The sequence below is a fragment of the Marinomonas sp. GJ51-14 genome (assembly GCF_055808695.1).
The window spans coordinates 2,986,947-3,006,757 of sequence record NZ_CM147879.1 but is presented as its reverse complement, the minus strand read 5'-3'; the positions used below and the strand labels follow the sequence as shown (position 1 = coordinate 3,006,757).

Sequence of the window (19,811 nt, the reverse complement as noted above, 5' to 3'; positions counted from 1 at the left end):
AGCTTAATAGGCTTATTCTATTTTTGGCCATATCGGCAACAGTTTTAACCTTTGCTAATAGTCTTTATTCAAATTATGAAGTACAAAAAGAGCAGCTGGTTTTGCAAGCTCTAGAAGTGAATCGCGCTTATGCTAGTAAGCTGTCAAATACAACTGAGGTTTTTCTGACCTCAGCTCAACAGCAACTATCCTATGCTAGCAATGTGTTATCCAAGAAAATACACGATAACACACATTTAAAAGATGAGGTGGACAGGCTGAGAAATCAGACTGACTCCTTTAACTCGGTTGTTGTGAGTGATGCAAACGGACTTATTAAGGCGGTTACACCTGAAACGACAGGGCTTCTTGGGCGACATTTAGACTCTGTTGGTGGTTTAGAAGCACTTGATGAAAAAAGAGAGTTAATTAGCAAACCTTATCATTCTGTTTCTGCAGTAAAAAATCTTCTCGTCTTTATTTCTAATCCTATATTTGATTCAGAAGGTGATTATTTAGGTTTCGTTGGCGGTACAATTTACCTAAAACGTCCTAATATTCTCAATAAAATATTAGGACAGCATTATTATCAAAATGATTCCTATATTTATGTAATCGATAAACAAAAACAAATTTTGTACCATCCTGATGTAGACAGGATAGGTGATTTTGTAACTAATAATGATGGTATCGATGAAATCATCACTAACCAAGAGGGTGGTGTTGTACTCAATAATAGTCGAGGTATAGATATGCTAGCTGGTTATGCAAGCATTCCTAGTACTGACTGGATTATTGTTACTCAAAGTCCATTGGATTCAGCCTTAATACCCTTAACAGGTATTATGGAAAAAGTTATTTTACGTACTATGCCAATAGGATTTGCAGTTTTTGTTTTCATTTGGTTCTTTGCTCGCGCTATATCTAGCCCTTTACAATTATTGGCAGACAAAGTAAGAACTCTTGATAACCCTAATGTAAGCGAAGAAATTGAAAAAATTAACTCTTGGTATGTTGAGAGCCTTAGCCTTAAGAAAGCTATATTGAGCGGTGTAAAATTATTACATAATCAGATAGGGCAATTACAACGAGATGCGGAAACGGATCCTTTAACTGGAGCATATAATCGACGCGCCTTCCAAGTTAAATTAAAAAAACTTGTTTTATTAGAGCAACCGTTTTCGATATTGTCTCTTGATATAGATTACTTCAAACATGTTAATGACAATTATGGACATAGCGCTGGCGATGAAGTTTTAAAACAACAAACGCAACTGATGAGCCGTTTTTGTCGAGATGGTGACATGGTGGCAAGAACAGGAGGGGAAGAGTTTGTTTTGCTACTAAGGGATGCTAAATTACAGGATGCATTTCTAGTCGCTGAAAGGTTACGTATTGCTACTGAGAATGAATTATTTGAAACAGTTGGGCATATTACTGTTTCAATTGGTGTTGCTGCTTGGACTGATAACTCAATATCTATTGATAAAATATTGTCATCTGCAGATAAAGCTCTCTATGAAGCGAAAGGTCAAGGTCGTAATCGTTGTATTATGGCAACACCCAGTTAACTGAGTGATTTCAGTGCTAATAAAAGCACCAACTTTATAGTGGGTGCTTTTATGTGTTTTTAGTAACGTTCGAGAGTGGAAATTAACGTAGTGTATCCATATCAACAAAGTCCATATCATCAAAAGTTTGATTTTCACCTAACATAGCCCAGACAAAACTGTAATTTTGTGTACCACATCCTGAGTGAATTGACCAACTCGGGGATAGCACAAGCTGCTTGTCTCTCACAACAATATGGCGAGTTTCACTTGGTTCTCCCATAAAATGAAACACTAGTTGAGACGGTTTTATATTAAAGTATAAGTAGGCTTCCATTCGTCTTTCATGGGTATGAGTCGGCATTGTGTTCCACACACTACCTGGAGCTAGATGAGTAACCCCCATTGATAACTGACATGTAGGTAGTACATCTGGATGCAAATATTGATTTAATACACGTTTATTGGCGTTCTCTTGAGAACCAAGTTCAACTTTACGAGCATCTTGACTAGTGACAAGTCTAGAAGGGTGCTCATAATGGGCTGGGGCGCTTAGACAATAAAGACTAGCAACCTTTCCTTTTTCTAGAGAAACGAACTCAATATCCTCTTCACCTTTACCAAGGTATAAACCATCCAAAGGCTCTAATACATAACTTTGTTTTTTTGTACGGACTTCAGCTTTACTGTCACCTAGGTTGATAACACCTAATTCACGTCGTTGGAGAAAAAAGTCCGTACCGAAAGCTTTATTATCGACAAAGGCATTTAATTTAAGTGGTGTATCAATTGGGCTGGCACCAATAGCGACAATGCGATCTATGTGGCTGTAGAGTAATTGAATACTATTATCTTCAAAGAGTCCCTCGGTTAAAAATTCTTCTCTTAGGCGTGTAGTGTCGTATTGTTTGGCATCTTTCGGGTTGCTATTGAAATTGGTTAGCATGTCAGTCTCCAGTATTGTTATTCTTGTTTAAGTTACATGCTATAAAGAATACGACAAAAAGACCACTGATAAATCATATTTTTGAAACAGCATTTTATTTTATAACTACCGATACTTAAAACTATAAGTTTGACCTTACAAGTTTAACTATAATCTAATGATACAAAAGTATGTTTTTCTTGATAACATCAAAAAACGGAATTATTTAGATAGAGATGTATTAGAAAGAACATAAATTAAAACTAGATCTTAAGTTCGGAACACAGGGCTCATAAAGTTAATCAAGTGTTAAGCCCAAGGAATAACGGTGTGAATTAACTTCATATATAGTGAAACAACATGGAAATACAATATCATACTAATTCCGATAATAACATTTATCGGAATTAGTATGGATACATATAGCTACCTCAAGCTTTTTACTTGTTTGATTTATTGGTCTTTTAGCCACATCAACAAATCATTCAACTCTTTGACTTGATGTGTTGGTGTTATCTCTTTTGTGTGTGCTTTGTCATGATGATTTAACCAGCAAGTATCAAAACCAAAGTTATTGCCACCAAGAATGTCAGACTCCAATGTATCGCCAACCATAAGAACTTGAGCTTTATCTGGTGCGCCCATTTGTTCATAAGCATGTTGAAATATCAAAGGGTTCGGTTTGGCGACACCAACTAACTCTGAAATAACCACAGGTGAAAAATACGAATGAAAGCCTGTGCGTTCTAAACGAATTTGCTGTAATTGAGCAAATCCGTTTGTGATGATACCCATCTTGATGTTGTTATTATGTAGATACGTTATTAACTCATCTGCTCCGGGTAAGGTTTTACAAATCTCGGCCATGGAATCTAAAAATTGAGAGTTTAATTCTTTCGCGCTGATATTTAGTTTATTGCTCCAATGCTTGAATCGACGAGTTTGAAGTTGTTCTGCACTAATTTTTCCATTCTGATACTCGACCCATAACGGCTTATTTAAGCTTTGGTATTCATCGAAATCGTTTTGAGTAAAGCTCACATCGTAACGTGTGAACATGTTTTTTAGACCAGCGAAATTATCGAAATAAAAAATTGTTTCGTCCGCATCAAATAAGATCCATTGATATTTCATTGTGTTTGCTTCTATTTAAAAGTCGTTATGAGTAATGTTCTGGGTGTAGCGCAGGTGCAATCGCTAGAATTAAAGCCTGCGTATAAATGCTTTCTCTTGTTGCGTTATGATTGGTGAGTAAGCCAATTGCACCGCCTTTTTGTCGAATATTGGAGGTGTTAAATAGATCATCCATTACCAAACCAAGCTCTTCACCATTTACTAAACGTTTAAAAACTTTGTTTGGTAATGGTAAGTTCGCTGAACGACCTGTCATTAATTTGCTGTGTTTATCATCAATAATGGCAATGTAAGCGAAGGTCGCTGCACCCTCCTCAAATTGATCGACACCCCCTTCCATTGCAACAAAATAATCAGCGGTTTTAGCGTATTGCTCAGCACAATAATGAACACGATTCTGTGCGCCCATACGTGTCTCAGACTCCGTCATAGGTTGATCTGCAACGCCAGATGGTGCTAAAAAGCCTTCGCACTGAATGGTATTGTCAGGAAAAATAGTGGAAAAAGCATTTTTTGCCGAGTTCACTTTCACTGGATTAGTTGAACCTACAATGATGCGAATAATGCTAGACATGATCTTTCTATACCTTTGGATAATGGATTTAAAGCTTGTTAGTTTTTACTTTATTTTAGAAATAAAAAGGCCGCTATATGCAAGTAAATAGCGGCTCTCTTGATTGATATAACATTCCAATTGAATTGCTATTTAGCAATTCAATTTCTTTAGTTATGCTTGCCCTTTGATGATTGGCGTAGCACATACTACATCAGCGTTCTGTGCGCGATGTCTTAGTAAATGATCCATTATTGTCAATGCCAACATAGCTTCTGCAATTGGCGTTGCGCGGATACCAACACAAGGATCATGGCGACCTTTGGTGATGACATCAATGGCATTACCGGAACGATCAATACTTTTACCTGGAATAGTAATACTTGAAGTTGGTTTTAGTGCCATATGAACAACAATATCTTGTCCTGATGAAATACCACCTAAAACACCGCCAGCATGGTTAGTTAAAAAACCTTCGGGTGTCATCTCATCTCTATGTTCGCTACCTTTCTGCTCAACAACGTCAAAGCCATCACCAATTTCAACGCCTTTTACCGCGTTAATACTCATAATAGCTTTCGCAATATCAGCGTCTAATCGATCAAAAACAGGTGCACCTAACCCCGGCATGAGATTTTTTGCAATAACGGTAATCTTCGCTCCAACTGAATCTCCTTCACGACGTAATGCAGTCATATAAGCTTCAAGCTCAGGAATCGCGTCAGGGTCAGGGCTAAAAAAACTATTCTCATACACTTGGCTAAGATCTTTTACTTCAAGCTTAATTGGGCCAAGCTGAGATAAGAAACCTTGAATTTCGATTCCGAATTGCTGCTTTAGGTACTTTTTAGCAATCGCACCCGCTGCAACTCGCATTGCAGTTTCTCGAGCAGATGAACGACCGCCACCGCGATAATCACGAAAGCCATATTTTTGATCGTAAGTGTAATCAGCATGAGCAGGACGGAATGTGTCTGCAATATTGCCATAGTCTCTTGAGCGTTGATCCGTGTTTTCAATCTGTAATCCGATTGGAGTGCCTGTTGTTTTGCCTTCAAACACACCGGAAAGAATCTTAACTTCGTCTGCTTCACGACGCTGTGTTGTGTGTTTTGATGTGCCGGGTTTGCGTAGGTTTAGATCATGCTGTAAATCTGCTTCACAAATTTCAATTCCAGGAGGGCAACCATCAACAATTGCACCTAATGCAACCCCATGACTTTCACCGAATGTGGTGACTTTAAAAAGTGTTCCAAATGTATTGCCAGACATAAGTTAATTTTGCTCTTGTTGTAGTTAGCTAAGTAGTAGTTCGCTAAGTTGTTCTTTTGTTAGGATGAAAACACCATTGCCACCCTGCTCTAACTCTACCCACATAAAGGGAACATTTGGATAGGCAGCCTGTAGTGCGTTTTCCGTGTTTCCTACTTCATACACTAATATACCGTCATCTTGTAGATAATGCGCGGCTTGGGATAAAAATTCATGGGTAAATGTAAGTCCATCGTCACCTGATGTGAGTGCCAATTCTGGTTCGTTATGAAATTCTGCCGGCGCACTTTCGAAATCGTCTGCATCAACGTAAGGTGGATTGCAAATAATCAAATCATATTGCTTATTCGTCAGGGCTTTAAACATATCTGAATGAATGGCTTCCACTCTGTCTTCAACTTGGTGCCTAAGGGTATTTTCCTTTGCTACTAGTAATGCTTTTTCACTAATATCAGTGATATCCACCTGAGAGTCTTCAAAAACTAACGCTGCAGCAATGCCCAAACACCCTGAGCCTGTACACATATCGAGAATATTAAGGGGATAGTTTTTCAGCCAAGGTGAAAACTCATTTTCCAACAAGGCCATAATCGGTGAACGAGGAATTAATGTATCTTTAGTTACTTTGAAAGGTAGCCCCATAAACCAAGCTTCACCTAGTAAATAAGGCAAAGGTTCACGTTTTGTAATGCGAGTTTGAACCAGTTTTAAAATATGTTTTTTTCATCATAAGTGAGTGAACAATTAAGCATGTCACGATCAAAGTCTAACGGTAGTTTCAGTGCCCCCATCACAAGTTGCACAGCTTCATCCCAAGCATTGTCAGTACCGTGACCATAAAACAAGTCTGCATTTTGAAAACGACTAAATGTCCAACGAATAAAATCTTTAATCGTTGATAGATCTTTTATGGCTGTTTGATTTTTGCTCATTATCTCTTCTTAAATAATAGGTTCGCTTATACGAAAGACGCATTATAGCGGTTATTCTTATGTGTCTCTATCTTGTTATCTGTATCCGAGAGCTTACTTATGAGACTCAAGGAAATGCAGAAGTTAATTTTTCATTCATTAATGTTTGCCATTCTTTATCTATTGGAGCTTCGAATAACATACGTTCGCCGTTCAGCATTATATCTAATCGTGTGGCGTGTAAGCATAGACGTTTAAAACCTAGTGCTTTGGTTTCTTTTAAGGACTCAATCGGCGAATACTTTTCATCGCCTACAATTGGATACCCTGCATGCAGGGTGTGTACACGAATTTGATGGGTTCGACCTGTCACTGGTTCACATTCGACTAAGCTATAGCCTTCAAACTGTCTCACCAATTTGAATCTGGTCAAACTTTCCTTTCCATCTGTATGAACTTTTACAACTCGTTCACCAGATTTCAGCTCATTTTTTAATAGAGGCGCGTTCACCTGTAACTTACGTTTTGGCCAACTGCCATAAACTAGAGCAAGATAAGTTTTTTGCACTCCTTCTTTTTCTCGTAATGCCGTATGCAATTCTTTTAATACTGCTCGTTTCTTAGCTATCATGATAAGGCCTGATGTATCTCGGTCTAATCTATGTACAAGTTCAATAAATTTTTCTAATGGACGCATTTGTCGAATCACTTCAACTAGCCCAAAGCTTAACCCACTTCCACCATGCACAGCTAACCCAGAAGGTTTATTAATCACAATTAACCCCTTGTCTTCATAAACGATACGAGACTCTATCTCGTTTTTTAATCGATCAGGCAAGGTTGGTTTTTCTGACTCCGGTGCTATAACAATGGGCGCAATACGAACAATGTCTTCAATTTGAAGACGATAATCGGGCTTAGTACGTTTTTTATTAACACGTATTTCCCCTTTTCTAAGTAGATTATATATCTTTCCTTTAGGCACTCCTTTTAGCAAGGTAACCAAGAAATTATCTATGCGTTGCCCCAAATTGTTCTCGTCAATTGTGACGTAACGAACCGCTGGGCGCTCTGTTGAATTTTGTTCTGAGTCCGAGATAAGCAAAGATTGGTTTCCTTTATAATTGAAGCACTTAGTTTTTACTGTTATATTCACTATCGCAAAGGGTAAGAGGCAACAAAACACCTCGAAGATAAGATGAAGAATTGAATGTAAATTACCAAAGCGACACTTTGGCCCCTATCTTACCTCTGTAACAGTCAATCTTAAATAATAAACCGCATGATTCGGAAAAATCCGCTTCAGTGGAAGGAATTCTCATTATATTGCTCGACCGCGCGTTCGCGTCGTTCCATAAAAAAGCAAAGAAACGAGACCGGTTAAAGAAACTATTTAGTATTAATCACGGCAGCGACCGCACAAAAGCGTTTAACACAAGTAAACGAAACGCGTACTCCTCTTGCCAGAGACACTGAATATTAGCTTTAGTGCTGAGTCAGATTTATTAATGGTTACCCTATCACTGCAGTGACTCTTTCGAATCAGCTAACAGAGTTCACATAACAATGATTAGAATGCTTATAAATGCAACTCAACAAGAAGAGTTGCGCGTCGCCCTAGTAGACGGACAACGTCTATATGATCTAGATATCGAATCCGGTTCTCGCGAACAGAAGAAGTCCAATATTTATAAAGGTCGCATCACTCGTATTGAGCCGAGCTTGGAAGCGGCTTTTGTTGATTTTGGAGCCGATCGTCACGGTTTCCTACCTTTAAAAGAAATTTCTAAAACTTACTTTTCTAAAAAATCCAATCATGAAGGCCGAATTAACATCAAAGATGTGTTAAGTGAAGGTCAAGAAGTAATAGTTCAAGTAGACAAAGAAGAACGAGGTAATAAAGGCGCAGCATTAACAACCTTTGTTAGTTTAGCAGGTCGTTACCTAGTCTTAATGCCTAACAATCCTCGTGCAGGCGGTATTTCTCGTCGTATTGATGGCGATGATAGATCCCATCTTAAAGAAGCTATGTCTGGTCTTAATACACCAGAAAATGGTGGTTTGATTGTTCGTACTGCTGGTGTTGGACGTTCGACTGAAGAACTTCAGTGGGATTTGGATTACCTAGATACGCTATGGAACTCTATTACTAAAGCCGCTTCCGAAAAGCCGGCCCCTTTCTTAATTTACCAGGAAAGTAATATTGTTATCCGTGCCATTCGTGATTATCTTCGCGAAGATATTGGTGAAGTACTTATTGATGAGAAAGATGCTTATCAAGATGCAATTAACTTTGTTATGCAAGTTATGCCGCACTTTAAGTCTCGTATCAAAATGTATACAGACTCGACACCTCTATTTAATCGCTTCCAGATTGAAACTCAGATAGAAACGGCTTTCCAACGTGAAGTTCGTTTACCTTCTGGTGGTTCAATTGTTATCGACCCTACAGAAGCACTTGTTTCTATTGATATTAACTCGGCTCGTGCAACAAAAGGTGGCGACATCGAAGAAACAGCATTACAAACAAACGTAGAAGCTGCAGATGAAATTGCGCGCCAATTACGCTTGCGAGATATTGGTGGCTTGGTTGTTATCGACTTTATTGATATGACACCAGTGCGCAATCAAAAAGAAGTTGAAAACCGCATGAAAAATGCGTTGGAAGCTGACCGTGCGCGCGTTCAAATTGGACGTATCTCACGCTTCGGCTTGCTAGAAATGTCTCGTCAGCGACTACGTCCTTCCCTTGGTGAAACAAGTGGGATCGTTTGTCCTCGCTGCAATGGTCAAGGGTTTATCCGTGACGTAGAGTCATTGGCACTTTCTGTCCTACGCCTTATCGAAGAAGAGTGCTCTAAAGAGCGTACTTCTCAAATTCGAGCAGTATTACCAGTTTCAGTAGCAACTTTCTTGCTTAACGAAAAACGAACTAACATCGCAAAAATCGAAAAACGTAATAGCGTTCATATTATCCTTGTGCCAAACCCTCATATGGAAACACCACATTTTGAAGTGGAACGTATCCGTGATGACAGTACAGTAGTTTCTCAAAATGAGAACAGCTATACGCTGGTAGAAACACCAGAACAACCACCGTACGAACCACGTCAGACAAATGACAATGTTCGTCCGCAAGCGGCTGTTACGAGCATAGCGCCTAAGTCACCGGCTCCAGCACATACTGAGACGACACAGACTACAACAGCCAAAACGTCAACAACACGTAAACCAAAAAAACCTGGTCTTTTCACACGCATCATGAAAGCGTTATTTGGTGAGCCTCAAAACAAACCAAAACCGAAGAAGACAACTAAAACAAGTACGAGTGCTCCAGCGTCAAAAAATGATCGTAATACAAGCAAATCAAGTACGAACACTCGCACAAACCGCAACAAGCGTAATGTGAAGCATCAGAACTCTGATCGCGACAACACGACAGAGAATAACCGCTCTACTCGTCAGTCTCGTAGAGAGCAAGCTGAAGCTGGTACAAAACCGAATAACAACAACCGTCGCAATAATAACCGTGGCAATAACAAACAAGAAGCACCTGAAGCAAAAGTTGAAAAGCAAGAAGCCGCTGTAAAAGCGCCTCGCCAACAACCAAGAGAAAAAGTGATTCCTGAAGTTAAAGAACGTAAACGCGATCGCAATGACAATCGTCGTCGTAACGGCAAGTTAAAAGATGAGGCCCTTGAAGCAACTAAGTTACAAGAGCAAGAGGATGCAGCACTAGCTGAAGCAGCACAATTAGCTAAAGTAGAGAACAACGAGAATGGTGATGAGCCACAACGTCGCTCTCGCCGCTCTCGTCGCTCTCGTCGTCCGCAAAAAGAGGACGTTAACACACAAGAAACAGCAGATACTAATACTGCTGTAATACAAGAAAAAATAGTTGAAGCTGAAACCGTTTTAGCCTCTGATCATTCAAATGAAACAAAGGCGCAAGAAATCAAAGCCGAAACGATTAACGAAGACGCTCCTGTTAAGGTAGAAGCAGAGTCAGTACAAACACAGGATGAAAATCCTGCCGTTGAAGCAGTTGAAGCCGTTGAAGCCGTTGAAGCCGTTGAAGCCGTTGAAGCCGTTGAAGCCGTTGAAGCCGTTGAAGCCGAAATAGTAACAACAAAAACTGATAGCGATACTACAGAAACCGTTTCTGAGAAAGCACCACAAAAAGCTAAGCAGACAAAACCTAAAATGTCTGTAAAAGCTCAAATGAGAAAAATTGAAACGCCTACTGAACCAACTGCTGTAGAAACAGTGGCGGAAGTTAAATCTGCAGATCCTGTAGTAACAGAAAAACCTTCTGAGCCTGTAGAGGAAGCTGCTGAAGAGACTAAGAAGATAGAGTCTGCAGTAACAGAAGTCCCTATTGAGCCTAAAGTAGAAAAAATAGTGGAGGCGATACAGAAAGAAGAATCAACTGAAGAAAAGCCAGTAACAACGGCTCGGTCGACTCGGACACCTCGCCGTGGGCGTGGCAAACCAGTGATTCAACCAGCCAGTGCAGAAACTAAAGCACCAGTTGAATTACCTGCTGCTATTTTAGCTCAACAAGAAAAGCTGCGTCAGGAACAAGAAGAGAAACGCAATGCTAGTGCTTCTCGCCGTCGTTCAGCAGCGGGTCGAGTTAAAAATGACCCTAGACTGGCTCTTGAAGAAAATAAAACAGCAGAATCGAGCCCAGATAAAAACGTAGAATAATCAGGCGTTTCTATTTGGTCTAAAATAAAGAGCCCGCATTTATGCGGGCTCTTTTGCAAACAAGATAAAATAACAGTACTAATAGTCTAATATGAATCTAGATTACGAACAGGTAAGCCATAATGATCATTGATTTTTCTCGCTTCAAAGACTGGACTCTTATAGGCGATTTATTTGGTGGAGCAACAACCGCAATTGTCTCTCTTCCTTTGGCCCTAGCTTTTGGTGTTGCTTCGGGTGCAGGGGCCGAAGCCGGTATGTGGGGGGCGATTTTAGTTGGTTTTTTTGCTGCGGTATTTGGTGGATCCACTAGTCTTATTTCCGAGCCGACAGGCCCAATGACTGTCATTATGACAGCTGTACTCACCAGCATGATGGCTAGCAATCCAGAAAACGGTTTGGCGATGGCATTTACTGTTGTTATGATTGCCGGTATTTTTCAAATTACACTTGGTTATTTAAAACTCGGAAAATACATCACATTAATGCCATATAGTGTGATTTCTGGATTTATGTCCGGAATAGGTATTATTTTAATTATTCTGCAGCTTGCACCATTTCTAGGCCACCCTTCTCCTTCAGGTGGCGTAATGGGAACGATCAGTGCCCTACCTGACCTTATTTTCAATTTGAAATTCTCAGAGCTTTTCCTTGGTCTTTTAACCTTGGGAGTACTATTTTACCTACCCAAACAATGGCGACGATTTGTTCCACCTCAGCTTGTTGCTTTAGTCGCCATAACTCTTGTTTCAATTATATTGTTCAGCGATGCTGATGTTCGCCGTATTGGTGTAATTCCATCGGGCCTACCTAGTATTCATTGGCCACATTTTGAAATGGCAGTGATTGTAGAAATGGTTATAAATGGCTTAGTACTTGGCACATTAGGCTGTATAGATACTCTATTAACAGCTGTGATTGCAGATAGTTTGACTCGCAAAGAGCACGATTCAAATCGCGAACTCATTGGTCAAGGTGTCGCAAACCTTTTCTCTGGATTATTGGGCGGTTTGCCGGGTGCAGGTGCAACAATGGGTACGGTTGTAAATATTCAATCAGGAGGTAAATCACCTCTAGCAGCTATCGCAAGAGCTTTCATTCTACTTCTTGTTGTACTTGGTGCATCAAACCTAATCAGCCCTATTCCAATGGCTGTTCTTGCTGGTATTGCCTTATATGTTGGGATTAACATTCTTGATTGGAGTTTTTTGAAAAGAGCCCATAAAGTTGCACTCTCGCCAACTATTATCATGTATGGCGTAATGACCCTTACTGTTTTTGTAGATTTGATGGTTGCTGTTGGTATTGGCGTTTTTATTGCGAATATCATGACTATCGAGAAATTAAGTCGATTACAATCTGGTAATGTTAAAGCAATCAGTGACGCTGACGATGATATTTCTTTATCAGATGATGAAAAAGCCTTACTTGATCAAGCCGATGGTCGAGTCCTACTATTCTACTTAACAGGTCCTATGATTTTTGGAGCCAGTAAAGCCATAGCCAAGCACCATAATCGTATTCACAATTATAAAGCTGTTGTATTGGATTTAAGCGCTGTTCCAATGATGGATTTAACCATTGGGTTAGCTTTGGAGAATGCCATTAAAGATGCAATCGAGGCAAACTGTGATGTCTATATTTTCAGTCCGAATGGGCAAACTACAGAACGATTAGAGAAATTAGGTGTTTTAAAGCGCCTACCTCACAATGCATTCTGTGACTCACGAAAATCAGCATTAACCCAAGCTGTTAATAATCTCACTTAGCATTTTAAAAAAATCCCCTCTAATAAGAATATTAGAGGGGATTGATATTTATCTTTTAAGTTTTTTTAAAGTAATTTACTGAATTCTTGCTGAATTCATTATTTTAGCTGCCATTTCAACACCAAATTCTTTTGCAAACTCTTTCCATGACTCTTTCTTAGGTGCGTAAGTAATTTGTTTCGCATTAGGAAAACGAAGCTTCAACAGATCATGTACGCTAGCCAAGCCATCAATCAGACCAATCTCTACCGCTTGATAGCCAGTAAAAATCATACCACTAAAAACGTCGTCGGTTATGGTCAATCGATCGCCACGGCCTTCTTTAACGGCTTCGATGAACTGTTGATGTGTTTCATCCAAAACGGCCTGCCACTTAGTTCGTGCTTCTTCTGTCATTGGTGTAAAAGGATCAAGAAATGCTTTATTTCTTCCTGCCGTAAACGTTCGACGTTCAACTCCAATTTTCTCGAGTAAATTGCTTGCATCGAAGCCAGAAGAAATAACACCTATAGAACCAACTAAACTGGCCTTATCTGCATAAATCTCACTGGCTGCAGAAGCAATATAATAGCCACCAGATGCGGCCATATCTTCAACAATGACAATAATAGGAATTTCTGGGTAAGCTTGTTTCTTTGTTAGAATTGCATCATAAATAATACCCGAATGAACAGGGCTTCCGCCTGGACTGTTCATCTCTATGACAACCCCTGTTAACTGACTATTTTGATAAGCACTATCTAATAAACCTACAAACTCATAAGATTCAATTTCTGAGTCTGCTCCTATCACGCCTCGCATAGGAATCATGGCAACAACATCACTATCTAGATTTACGTCAGGTAAGTCTGATCGCAAAAACCAACCCGCTGCAATGACAAAAATGAAGGAAAAGGTCACAAGTCGAAAGAATATTTTCCAGCGTCTTGTACGGCGTTTCTCTATAAGGTTATCACTTAGCGTTTTTTCGAGTAACGACCAAATTTCTTTATTTGGATCAAGTAGTTGATCTTCTTGTGCGTTTTGCTGCTCAGACAAGTTACTATTTTGTTCACGAGATGCTTTTCGATCTTCATCTTCAGTCCAACTCATTTCTTATAATCCTAAAATATTTGATAATTCATTAAAATCGTTAATTAGTGCGTGTGGCTGACAAGCTTTTAAGCGAGTCTCTGTGTGAGCTCCATATGTTACACCAATGCTTTTCATACCAGCATTTGTTGCCATATTTAAATCGTATTCAGTATCTCCAACCATAACAGCCTGTTCTGGAGACAGGTTTAATTCAGCCAAAATATGTTCAAGCATTAATGGATGTGGTTTAGATAAAGCTTCATCAGCACAGCGGGTAGTAATAAAATAATCTCTTGTGTCGGTAAGAGACATAACTCTTTCTAAACCTCTTCGACTTTTACCTGTAGCGACAGCCATTTTAATATCGAATTTTTTTAATGCATTTAATGTTTCAATCACGCCTGCATAGGCATCAGGTGGAGTTTGATCTTTGGCGACATAAGCCTTCTTATAATGTTCAATAATGACGCTTTGTTCATTTTTAGGTAGCTCAGGCCAAATAACGTCAATGGCTTTGTCTAATGACAGCCCAATGATGTTTTTTACATCTTCTTTATTACGTTGTGGTGCATTTGCTAATTGCGCTGCATGCAGCATACTTTGGCAAATCGTATCAATGGAGTCGAATAAAGTGCCATCCCAATCAAAAATTACTAACTTAACCATAGATACCTCTTAAGAATGATGTGCCGAAAGTGTACCATAGCGATAAATTACAATATAAGGATAGGTAATGACTTCTGGATATACATTAGAACAACTTTCTCTTGATCAAAACGTTGAGTATCGAAAAGTTGTTACTCAGACTGACGTTCAAGCTTTTGCAGACGTTACAGGCGATACCAACCCTGTTCATTTGGATGCGGAATATGCAGCGACGACTTCATTTGGTAAGCCTATCGCGCATGGCATGCTAACGGCGGGTTTCATTTCAGCCGCAATTGGTACCAAACTACCTGGGCCAGGCTGTATTTATCTTGAGCAAACGCTGAAGTTCCGCTCCCCAGTTTTTGTTGGGCAAGAAGTTGTGACCACAATTACTGTGACAGATATCAATGAGCGTCGCCGCCGTGCCACATTAAAAACTGTGTGTGAATGTGAAGGTAAAGTCGTTGTTACAGGCGAAGCTACCATTATGCTTCCTGCTGTAACGGTTTAAAGTAGATAGCCATAATAAACAAGAGCGACAGCTATATTGCCTTTGCTCTTGTTTATTTAGATCAATTTAACTTATTTGCATTAGGAAAGCTTACATCGAAAGAACAATACGCCCTGTAATTTCCCCCTTCTCCATATCAGCAAAAATTTCATTAATATTTTCGAGTTTCTTCTCTTCTATAATGGCTTTTACTTTACCCCGTGCAGCAAATTCCAAACACTCTTCTAGATCTTTTCGAGTACCAACAATAGAGCCGACAACACTCACGCCATTTAGGACTGTGTTGAAAATAGGCAATGGCATATCTTCTGGAGGTAAACCAACTAATACGCATTTGCCACCACGTCGAACAACATCGTAGCTTTGTCTAAAGCCAACCTTACTAACAGCAGTACATACACTTGCATGAACTCCTCTAGTCTTTGTAATGATATCAGCGACAATATCATCCGTTTTAAAGTCTAAATAGTATTCAGCTCCAAGTGACATAGCTAACTCTCGCTTTGCATTACCCGTATCAACAGCAACGACTCGTAAACCCATAGCGATTGCATATTGAACTGCCAAGTGCCCTAAACCACCAATACCAAAAATAGCGACCCAATCCCCAGGTTTCGCCTCAGATACTTTGAGGGCTTTATAAGTGGTAACTCCAGCACAAAATAATGGTGCTGCATCTACATAATTTAAACCTTCGGGCACTTTTACAACATAATCCGCATGAGCCGCACAGTACTCAGCATAACTACCATTTACCGAGTATCCTGCATTTTCTTGCACTAGACACAAACTTTCTCTACCACTTAAACAGTATTCGCAATGACCACAAGCACTATAGAGCCAAGGAATGCCAACGCGGTCACCGTTTTTGATGTGAGTAACGGCACTACCAACTTCAACCACCTCGCCCACGCCTTCATGACCAGGAACTAATGGTAATGTAGGTTTAACTGGCCAATCTCCATGACAAGCATGAAGATCTGTATGGCAAACACCACAGGCATGAATTTTAACGAGTATTTGATGGGGCTCTATTTTAGGTTTTGCGATGTCTTCAATTTTAAGAATAGAACCAAATGTGTTTGCAACAGCAGCTTTCATAATACTCTCCTAAGAGGATGAATGATTTTTACCTATTCAGATTAGCTGAGTTACTAAAAAATAAAGACGATCTAGATCAAACTTCACTCAAGTAAGTCATACTTGATTAATAAAGTGCAGGATCATGGAAAGAAAGGTCATTTGTTTAAAAAAGACTGGGATTTATAAGATGGTAAGCATATATTGATTAAATAGAAAAAACGTATACTTAGTTAAGATAAGGTTTAGTTCTTACCATGAAAACTCAATTACTTATGATCATTGCTGTGGTTTTATCGTCTTTATTGACGATATCTCAACGAGCCAGTGCTCAAGAAGTAAGTCAGCTACGTTGGTTGGAACCTACTGTAGAACAACGTTTTAATGAAGTCATTGCGCCAGATCAAGAGTTAGGATCTGACAACAGTTATCTTGCACCTTCTTTTTTGACTCTAGAGGCTAATACCTCATCTTCGTTTAAACATTTTTTTTATTACTATCTGCCTAATACAAAAAAAGTTAACGGCAGTATTAACCCAAGAGCACCACCTTCTCTACTGATATAACTCACCCATTTTATTCATTTATTTTTTATTGGGGTTTTATCATGAAAACATTAACTTATGTTTCTACAAAAAATGTTAACGATCTTACTTGGCCTACGGCTTACGAAAACACCAACATTTATTCTTCAGCGCTATCCGTTTTAACAGATTTCAAAACCGCTGGCCCTCGTGTTATTGAGTCGAATACCCGAGCTGACACATTGGTTCAGTTAATGAAAAAAGAACATGTACGCATGAAAATAGTGGTTGATTCAACCAATCACTTTGTCGGCGTGATCAGTCTTGAGGATTTATCTGAAGATGTATTCATTAAACGGGTTGCTGATGGATATAAACGATCTGAATTAATGGTTGCTGATTTAATGAGACCGAAAGAAACTTTATTGGCATTATCATACACATCACTTAAAAATTCAGATATCGAGTCACTTCTATACAGCCAAAGGGAAAATAAGTTACAACATTTATTAGTAATTGATGAAGAGACAAAAGCAATACGAGGTCTGATCTCATCTAATGATATTGTGCGCCAACTTAGATTAGAGGTTGATGTCGCTTTTTCTAGTTTTGAGCACACTTATCACAGTGCAATTTTAGGTCAAAAATTTCAAAGTAGAAATCTTAAGGTTGCATAACAAGACTTAATAAAGTGATTAAAATACCTCCATATTTGGAATATGGAGGTATTTTTGATTAATCTTATTTCTTCTCTATCCAATAGTAATAAGTCTCTCCATCCTGTACTTGATTTATTAGTTTATGACCAAGAAACTGGCAAAACTTGGGAATATCTCGTGTCGTAGATGGGTCTGTAGCAATGACTTTAAGTACACTTTTTGATTCTATTTTTCGCATTTCCACATGTAGCATCATGACTGGCTCAGGACAAAGTAAGCCAGTTGCATCAAGCAAAGCTTGGTGTTCCATATTAATTCTCTTCTATATAAATTAGACCAATATTTTTGTTTTTTTAAATGGTTGATTTAACACTATGATTAAGCCAATTCTGTGTTATTTCAGCAAGGTTTGAAATAGTGTCAGTGATACTTTGATTTTGTTTCTTCAAGGTTCTGAAGTCGTGATCAGCCCCTTCTACCCAAATAACAGTTACGTTTTCTGGTAGAGACTGCTGGCTTACCCAATCGTATGACCCTAGTTGATCTCTTGTCCCTTGAATTATTAAACAAGGCACCTGAAGGTTATCAAGAAAAGATAGTCTGTTTTTTTCAGGCTTACTTGCTGGATAAAAAGGAAAACCAAAACAAACAATGGCTTTTACCATAGGTAGACTAGACAGCTGAGTTGCCACACGCCCTCCCATAGACTTACCTGCGACAATACAAGCCTCATCTTCTGCTATGAAATCTGCGAATTCAGGAACAAGATACTTAAATGGTGGCGGTGGTCTTTTTTTAGCCGTCTTTTCTTGCTCTTTCATATAAGAAAAAGTAACAGGAATGACTTCTTGATTCATTGTTTTTGTAATCGCAACACCAAGTTCATTCAAAAATGCATTGCTGTGGCCGGCACCTGCTCCATGAGCAAGGTAAAAAGATATGTTTTCCATGAATATATTTACTAAAAATAATATTGATGGTGATTATATGGTTACAGGGCACCTTATCCAACCTAATTTACCAAATGCCTTATTTTCTTAACAGGTTAATATCCTTGATCTGGATCAGAAAACTCCTGATTGCTAAGGAGTAAACTTCTATTAGAAATTTTAATAGGAACAAATCATGATTTGGGATTCTTCACTCGTTAGTAAGTACGATTTATCAGGACCTAGATATACGTCTTACCCAACAGCACCACAATTTAATACAGGCATCAGTAAAATCGCTTTAATCGATAAAATGATGATGCCTTCAGATAAAGCTCTTAGTTTATACTTCCATATCCCGTTTTGTGCTCACCTTTGTTATTACTGTGCTTGCAACAAAATTGTGACCAAGCAATATGAGAAAGGTGCTGAGTATGTTGAATTACTTGGTGAAGAGATGAGATTGCGTAGTTTGATGCTAGATCATTCGAGGCAAGTTACACAGCTTCACTTTGGCGGTGGAACACCTACTTTCCTCACAGAAGACCTCATTCGCTGTCTATTTGATATAATAAACCAGCATTTCAACCTTATTAATGATGGCTCTCAAGATTACAGTATAGAAATAGATCCTAGAGAAATAACGCCATCCAAACTTAAGTTGTTCACTGAAATGGGGATAAATAGAATTAGTGTTGGCGTTCAAGATTTTGACAGTAAGGTTCAAGCAGCCATACATCGAGTCCAACCAGTTAAAATGGTAGCAGATCTTGTGGAGGATGCTCGTGCAATGGGCATTAAATCAATTAATTTTGATTTGATCTATGGTTTACCGTTTCAATCCATTGAGGGTTTTAGAGATACTTTAGACAAGGTAATTGCTTTGTCTCCAGATCGTATATCTCTTTTTAATTACGCCCATTTACCTGAACGTTTTAAAGCTCAAAAACGAATACTTGATGAAAGCCTTCCTATACCTAGTATTAAAGTTGAATTATTAAGGATGAGCATTGAATATCTAATTTCATCTGGTTATGAATACATAGGTATGGATCATTTTGCAAAACCTAATGACACTTTAGCTAAAGCTCAAAAACAAGGTATGTTACAGCGCAACTTCCAAGGCTATACCACTCACGCAGGTACTGACCTAGTTGCATTTGGTGTCTCTGCTATTAGTGACCTAGATGGCGTTTATATCCAAAACTATACAGATTTAGATCAATATCAACACAGTATTGAAAAGGGTCAACTACCTATCAATAGAGGTTACATTAGTAATTTTGATGACAGAGTTCGTCACCAAGTCATTATGACGCTTATTGCTCAATTTGAATTAAATACAGGTACTATCGAACAAAAATATAATATTAGTTTTTTTGAATATTTTGCAGAAGAAGTTGATAATCTTATACCTATGATCGAAGATGGTATGATCGAAATAAAAGATAATGGAATGCAGACCATTATTAACGTTACAGACCGAGGTAGATTGCTTATTCGCTGTATTTGTATGGTTTTCGATAAGTATTTGAACAACAGTATAAAATACTCAAAAGTTATATAAATTCAGGTCAGGGAGA

Annotated in this window: 17 protein-coding genes and 1 pseudogene; 7 read left to right on the top strand and 11 right to left on the bottom strand. The window is 38.8% G+C overall.

Annotation, left to right across the window (positions count from 1 at the left end):
• The first annotated feature begins 116 nt into the window (after positions 1–116).
• Positions 117–1,550 (top strand): sensor domain-containing diguanylate cyclase, encoded by a 1,434-nt coding sequence (locus tag AC0L3Y_RS14365; protein ID WP_473465190.1) that lies wholly within the window; start codon positions 117–119, stop codon positions 1,548–1,550.
• Positions 1,551–1,632: 82 nt separating this feature from the next.
• Here the strand turns inward: AC0L3Y_RS14365 and kduI are convergent, their stop codons facing one another.
• From kduI to AC0L3Y_RS14335, 6 genes and pseudogenes are all read right to left on the bottom strand, one after another.
• Positions 1,633–2,475 carry a 5-dehydro-4-deoxy-D-glucuronate isomerase gene (gene kduI / locus AC0L3Y_RS14360; RefSeq protein WP_473465186.1) on the bottom strand — a complete coding sequence of 281 codons (843 nt, stop codon included), beginning with the start codon at positions 2,473–2,475 and terminating at the stop codon, positions 1,633–1,635.
• Between the two features lie 432 nt (positions 2,476–2,907).
• Positions 2,908–3,588 carry a pyrimidine 5'-nucleotidase gene (gene yjjG / locus AC0L3Y_RS14355; RefSeq protein ID WP_473465181.1) on the bottom strand — a complete coding sequence of 227 codons (681 nt, stop codon included), beginning with the start codon at positions 3,586–3,588 and terminating at the stop codon, positions 2,908–2,910.
• Positions 3,589–3,613: 25 nt separating this feature from the next.
• Complete coding sequence (gene yjjX / locus AC0L3Y_RS14350; protein WP_473465177.1) at positions 3,614–4,162, bottom strand: inosine/xanthosine triphosphatase; 549 nt, start codon at positions 4,160–4,162, stop codon at positions 3,614–3,616.
• A gap of 153 nt (positions 4,163–4,315) precedes the next feature.
• Positions 4,316–5,413, bottom strand: coding sequence for a chorismate synthase (gene aroC, locus AC0L3Y_RS14345; RefSeq protein ID WP_473465174.1), 1,098 nt, complete (start codon positions 5,411–5,413; stop codon positions 4,316–4,318).
• Positions 5,414–5,437: 24 nt separating this feature from the next.
• A pseudogene (prmB, locus tag AC0L3Y_RS14340) lies at positions 5,438–6,345 on the bottom strand (50S ribosomal protein L3 N(5)-glutamine methyltransferase).
• A gap of 106 nt (positions 6,346–6,451) precedes the next feature.
• Positions 6,452–7,423 carry an RluA family pseudouridine synthase gene (locus AC0L3Y_RS14335; protein ID WP_473470633.1) on the bottom strand — a complete coding sequence of 324 codons (972 nt, stop codon included), beginning with the start codon at positions 7,421–7,423 and terminating at the stop codon, positions 6,452–6,454.
• Positions 7,424–7,890: 467 nt separating this feature from the next.
• Between AC0L3Y_RS14335 and rne the strand changes: the two genes are divergently transcribed.
• Both rne and AC0L3Y_RS14325 read left to right on the top strand, forming a co-directional pair.
• Positions 7,891–11,034, top strand: a complete 3,144-nt coding sequence (rne, locus tag AC0L3Y_RS14330) for a ribonuclease E (RefSeq protein ID WP_473465171.1) — start codon at positions 7,891–7,893, stop codon at positions 11,032–11,034.
• A gap of 122 nt (positions 11,035–11,156) precedes the next feature.
• Positions 11,157–12,803 carry a SulP family inorganic anion transporter gene (locus tag AC0L3Y_RS14325; protein ID WP_473465168.1) on the top strand — a complete coding sequence of 549 codons (1,647 nt, stop codon included), beginning with the start codon at positions 11,157–11,159 and terminating at the stop codon, positions 12,801–12,803.
• A gap of 75 nt (positions 12,804–12,878) precedes the next feature.
• Here the strand turns inward: AC0L3Y_RS14325 and sppA are convergent, their stop codons facing one another.
• Both sppA and AC0L3Y_RS14315 read right to left on the bottom strand, forming a co-directional pair.
• Positions 12,879–13,895 (bottom strand): signal peptide peptidase SppA, encoded by a 1,017-nt coding sequence (sppA, locus tag AC0L3Y_RS14320; protein ID WP_473465164.1) that lies wholly within the window; start codon positions 13,893–13,895, stop codon positions 12,879–12,881.
• Between the two features lie 3 nt (positions 13,896–13,898).
• Positions 13,899–14,543 carry an HAD-IA family hydrolase gene (locus AC0L3Y_RS14315; protein WP_473465159.1) on the bottom strand — a complete coding sequence of 215 codons (645 nt, stop codon included), beginning with the start codon at positions 14,541–14,543 and terminating at the stop codon, positions 13,899–13,901.
• Positions 14,544–14,610: 67 nt separating this feature from the next.
• On the opposite strand from AC0L3Y_RS14315, the gene AC0L3Y_RS14310 reads away from it, so the two are divergent.
• Entirely contained in the window at positions 14,611–15,036 is a 426-nt protein-coding gene (locus tag AC0L3Y_RS14310) for a MaoC family dehydratase (protein ID WP_473465156.1), read from the top strand.
• A 90-nt stretch (positions 15,037–15,126) separates the two neighbouring features.
• On the opposite strand, the gene adhP is transcribed toward AC0L3Y_RS14310, so the two are convergent.
• Positions 15,127–16,137: an alcohol dehydrogenase AdhP gene (gene adhP, locus AC0L3Y_RS14305; protein WP_473465152.1), complete on the bottom strand. Its 1,011-nt coding sequence runs from the start codon at positions 16,135–16,137 to the stop codon at positions 15,127–15,129.
• A gap of 236 nt (positions 16,138–16,373) precedes the next feature.
• On the opposite strand from adhP, the gene AC0L3Y_RS14300 reads away from it, so the two are divergent.
• Both AC0L3Y_RS14300 and AC0L3Y_RS14295 read left to right on the top strand, forming a co-directional pair.
• On the top strand, positions 16,374–16,682 hold the full coding sequence (locus tag AC0L3Y_RS14300; RefSeq protein ID WP_473465149.1) for a hypothetical protein: 309 nt from the start codon (positions 16,374–16,376) through the stop codon (positions 16,680–16,682).
• A 41-nt stretch (positions 16,683–16,723) separates the two neighbouring features.
• The gene (locus AC0L3Y_RS14295; protein WP_473465146.1) at positions 16,724–17,317 is read left to right on the top strand and encodes a CBS domain-containing protein; all 594 of its coding nucleotides are present in this window, start codon (positions 16,724–16,726) and stop codon (positions 17,315–17,317) included.
• Between the two features lie 64 nt (positions 17,318–17,381).
• Here AC0L3Y_RS14295 and tusA read toward each other — a convergent pair whose 3' ends face one another.
• Together tusA and AC0L3Y_RS14285 are read right to left on the bottom strand one after the other, a co-directional pair.
• The gene (tusA, locus tag AC0L3Y_RS14290; RefSeq protein WP_473465143.1) at positions 17,382–17,609 is read right to left on the bottom strand and encodes a sulfurtransferase TusA; all 228 of its coding nucleotides are present in this window, start codon (positions 17,607–17,609) and stop codon (positions 17,382–17,384) included.
• 43 nt (positions 17,610–17,652) lie between these two features.
• The gene (locus AC0L3Y_RS14285) at positions 17,653–18,249 is read right to left on the bottom strand and encodes an alpha/beta family hydrolase (protein WP_473465140.1); all 597 of its coding nucleotides are present in this window, start codon (positions 18,247–18,249) and stop codon (positions 17,653–17,655) included.
• Between the two features lie 175 nt (positions 18,250–18,424).
• Here AC0L3Y_RS14285 and hemN point away from each other — a divergent pair, with 175 nt between their 5' ends.
• Positions 18,425–19,795 (top strand): oxygen-independent coproporphyrinogen III oxidase, encoded by a 1,371-nt coding sequence (gene hemN, locus AC0L3Y_RS14280; RefSeq protein WP_473465137.1) that lies wholly within the window; start codon positions 18,425–18,427, stop codon positions 19,793–19,795.
• Positions 19,796–19,811: the final 16 nt, after the last annotated feature.

Excerpts from the sequence above, each read along its gene's own strand:
- hemN (WP_473465137.1), top strand. The coding sequence starts at position 18,425 with ATGATTTGGGATTCTTCACTCGTTAGTAAGTACGATTTATCAGGACCT.
- AC0L3Y_RS14325 (WP_473465168.1), top strand. The coding sequence starts at position 11,157 with ATGATCATTGATTTTTCTCGCTTCAAAGACTGGACTCTTATAGGCGAT.
- kduI (WP_473465186.1), bottom strand. The coding sequence starts at position 2,475 with ATGCTAACCAATTTCAATAGCAACCCGAAAGATGCCAAACAATACGAC.
- yjjG (WP_473465181.1), bottom strand. The coding sequence starts at position 3,588 with ATGAAATATCAATGGATCTTATTTGATGCGGACGAAACAATTTTTTAT.
- tusA (WP_473465143.1), bottom strand. The coding sequence starts at position 17,609 with ATGGAACACCAAGCTTTGCTTGATGCAACTGGCTTACTTTGTCCTGAG.
- aroC (WP_473465174.1), bottom strand. The coding sequence starts at position 5,413 with ATGTCTGGCAATACATTTGGAACACTTTTTAAAGTCACCACATTCGGT.
- AC0L3Y_RS14315 (WP_473465159.1), bottom strand. The coding sequence starts at position 14,543 with ATGGTTAAGTTAGTAATTTTTGATTGGGATGGCACTTTATTCGACTCC.
- sppA (WP_473465164.1), bottom strand. The coding sequence starts at position 13,895 with ATGAGTTGGACTGAAGATGAAGATCGAAAAGCATCTCGTGAACAAAAT.
- yjjX (WP_473465177.1), bottom strand. The coding sequence starts at position 4,162 with ATGTCTAGCATTATTCGCATCATTGTAGGTTCAACTAATCCAGTGAAA.
- AC0L3Y_RS14300 (WP_473465149.1), top strand. The coding sequence starts at position 16,374 with ATGAAAACTCAATTACTTATGATCATTGCTGTGGTTTTATCGTCTTTA.
- AC0L3Y_RS14295 (WP_473465146.1), top strand. The coding sequence starts at position 16,724 with ATGAAAACATTAACTTATGTTTCTACAAAAAATGTTAACGATCTTACT.
- adhP (WP_473465152.1), bottom strand. The coding sequence starts at position 16,137 with ATGAAAGCTGCTGTTGCAAACACATTTGGTTCTATTCTTAAAATTGAA.
- rne (WP_473465171.1), top strand. The coding sequence starts at position 7,891 with ATGATTAGAATGCTTATAAATGCAACTCAACAAGAAGAGTTGCGCGTC.
- AC0L3Y_RS14310 (WP_473465156.1), top strand. The coding sequence starts at position 14,611 with ATGACTTCTGGATATACATTAGAACAACTTTCTCTTGATCAAAACGTT.
- AC0L3Y_RS14285 (WP_473465140.1), bottom strand. The coding sequence starts at position 18,249 with ATGGAAAACATATCTTTTTACCTTGCTCATGGAGCAGGTGCCGGCCAC.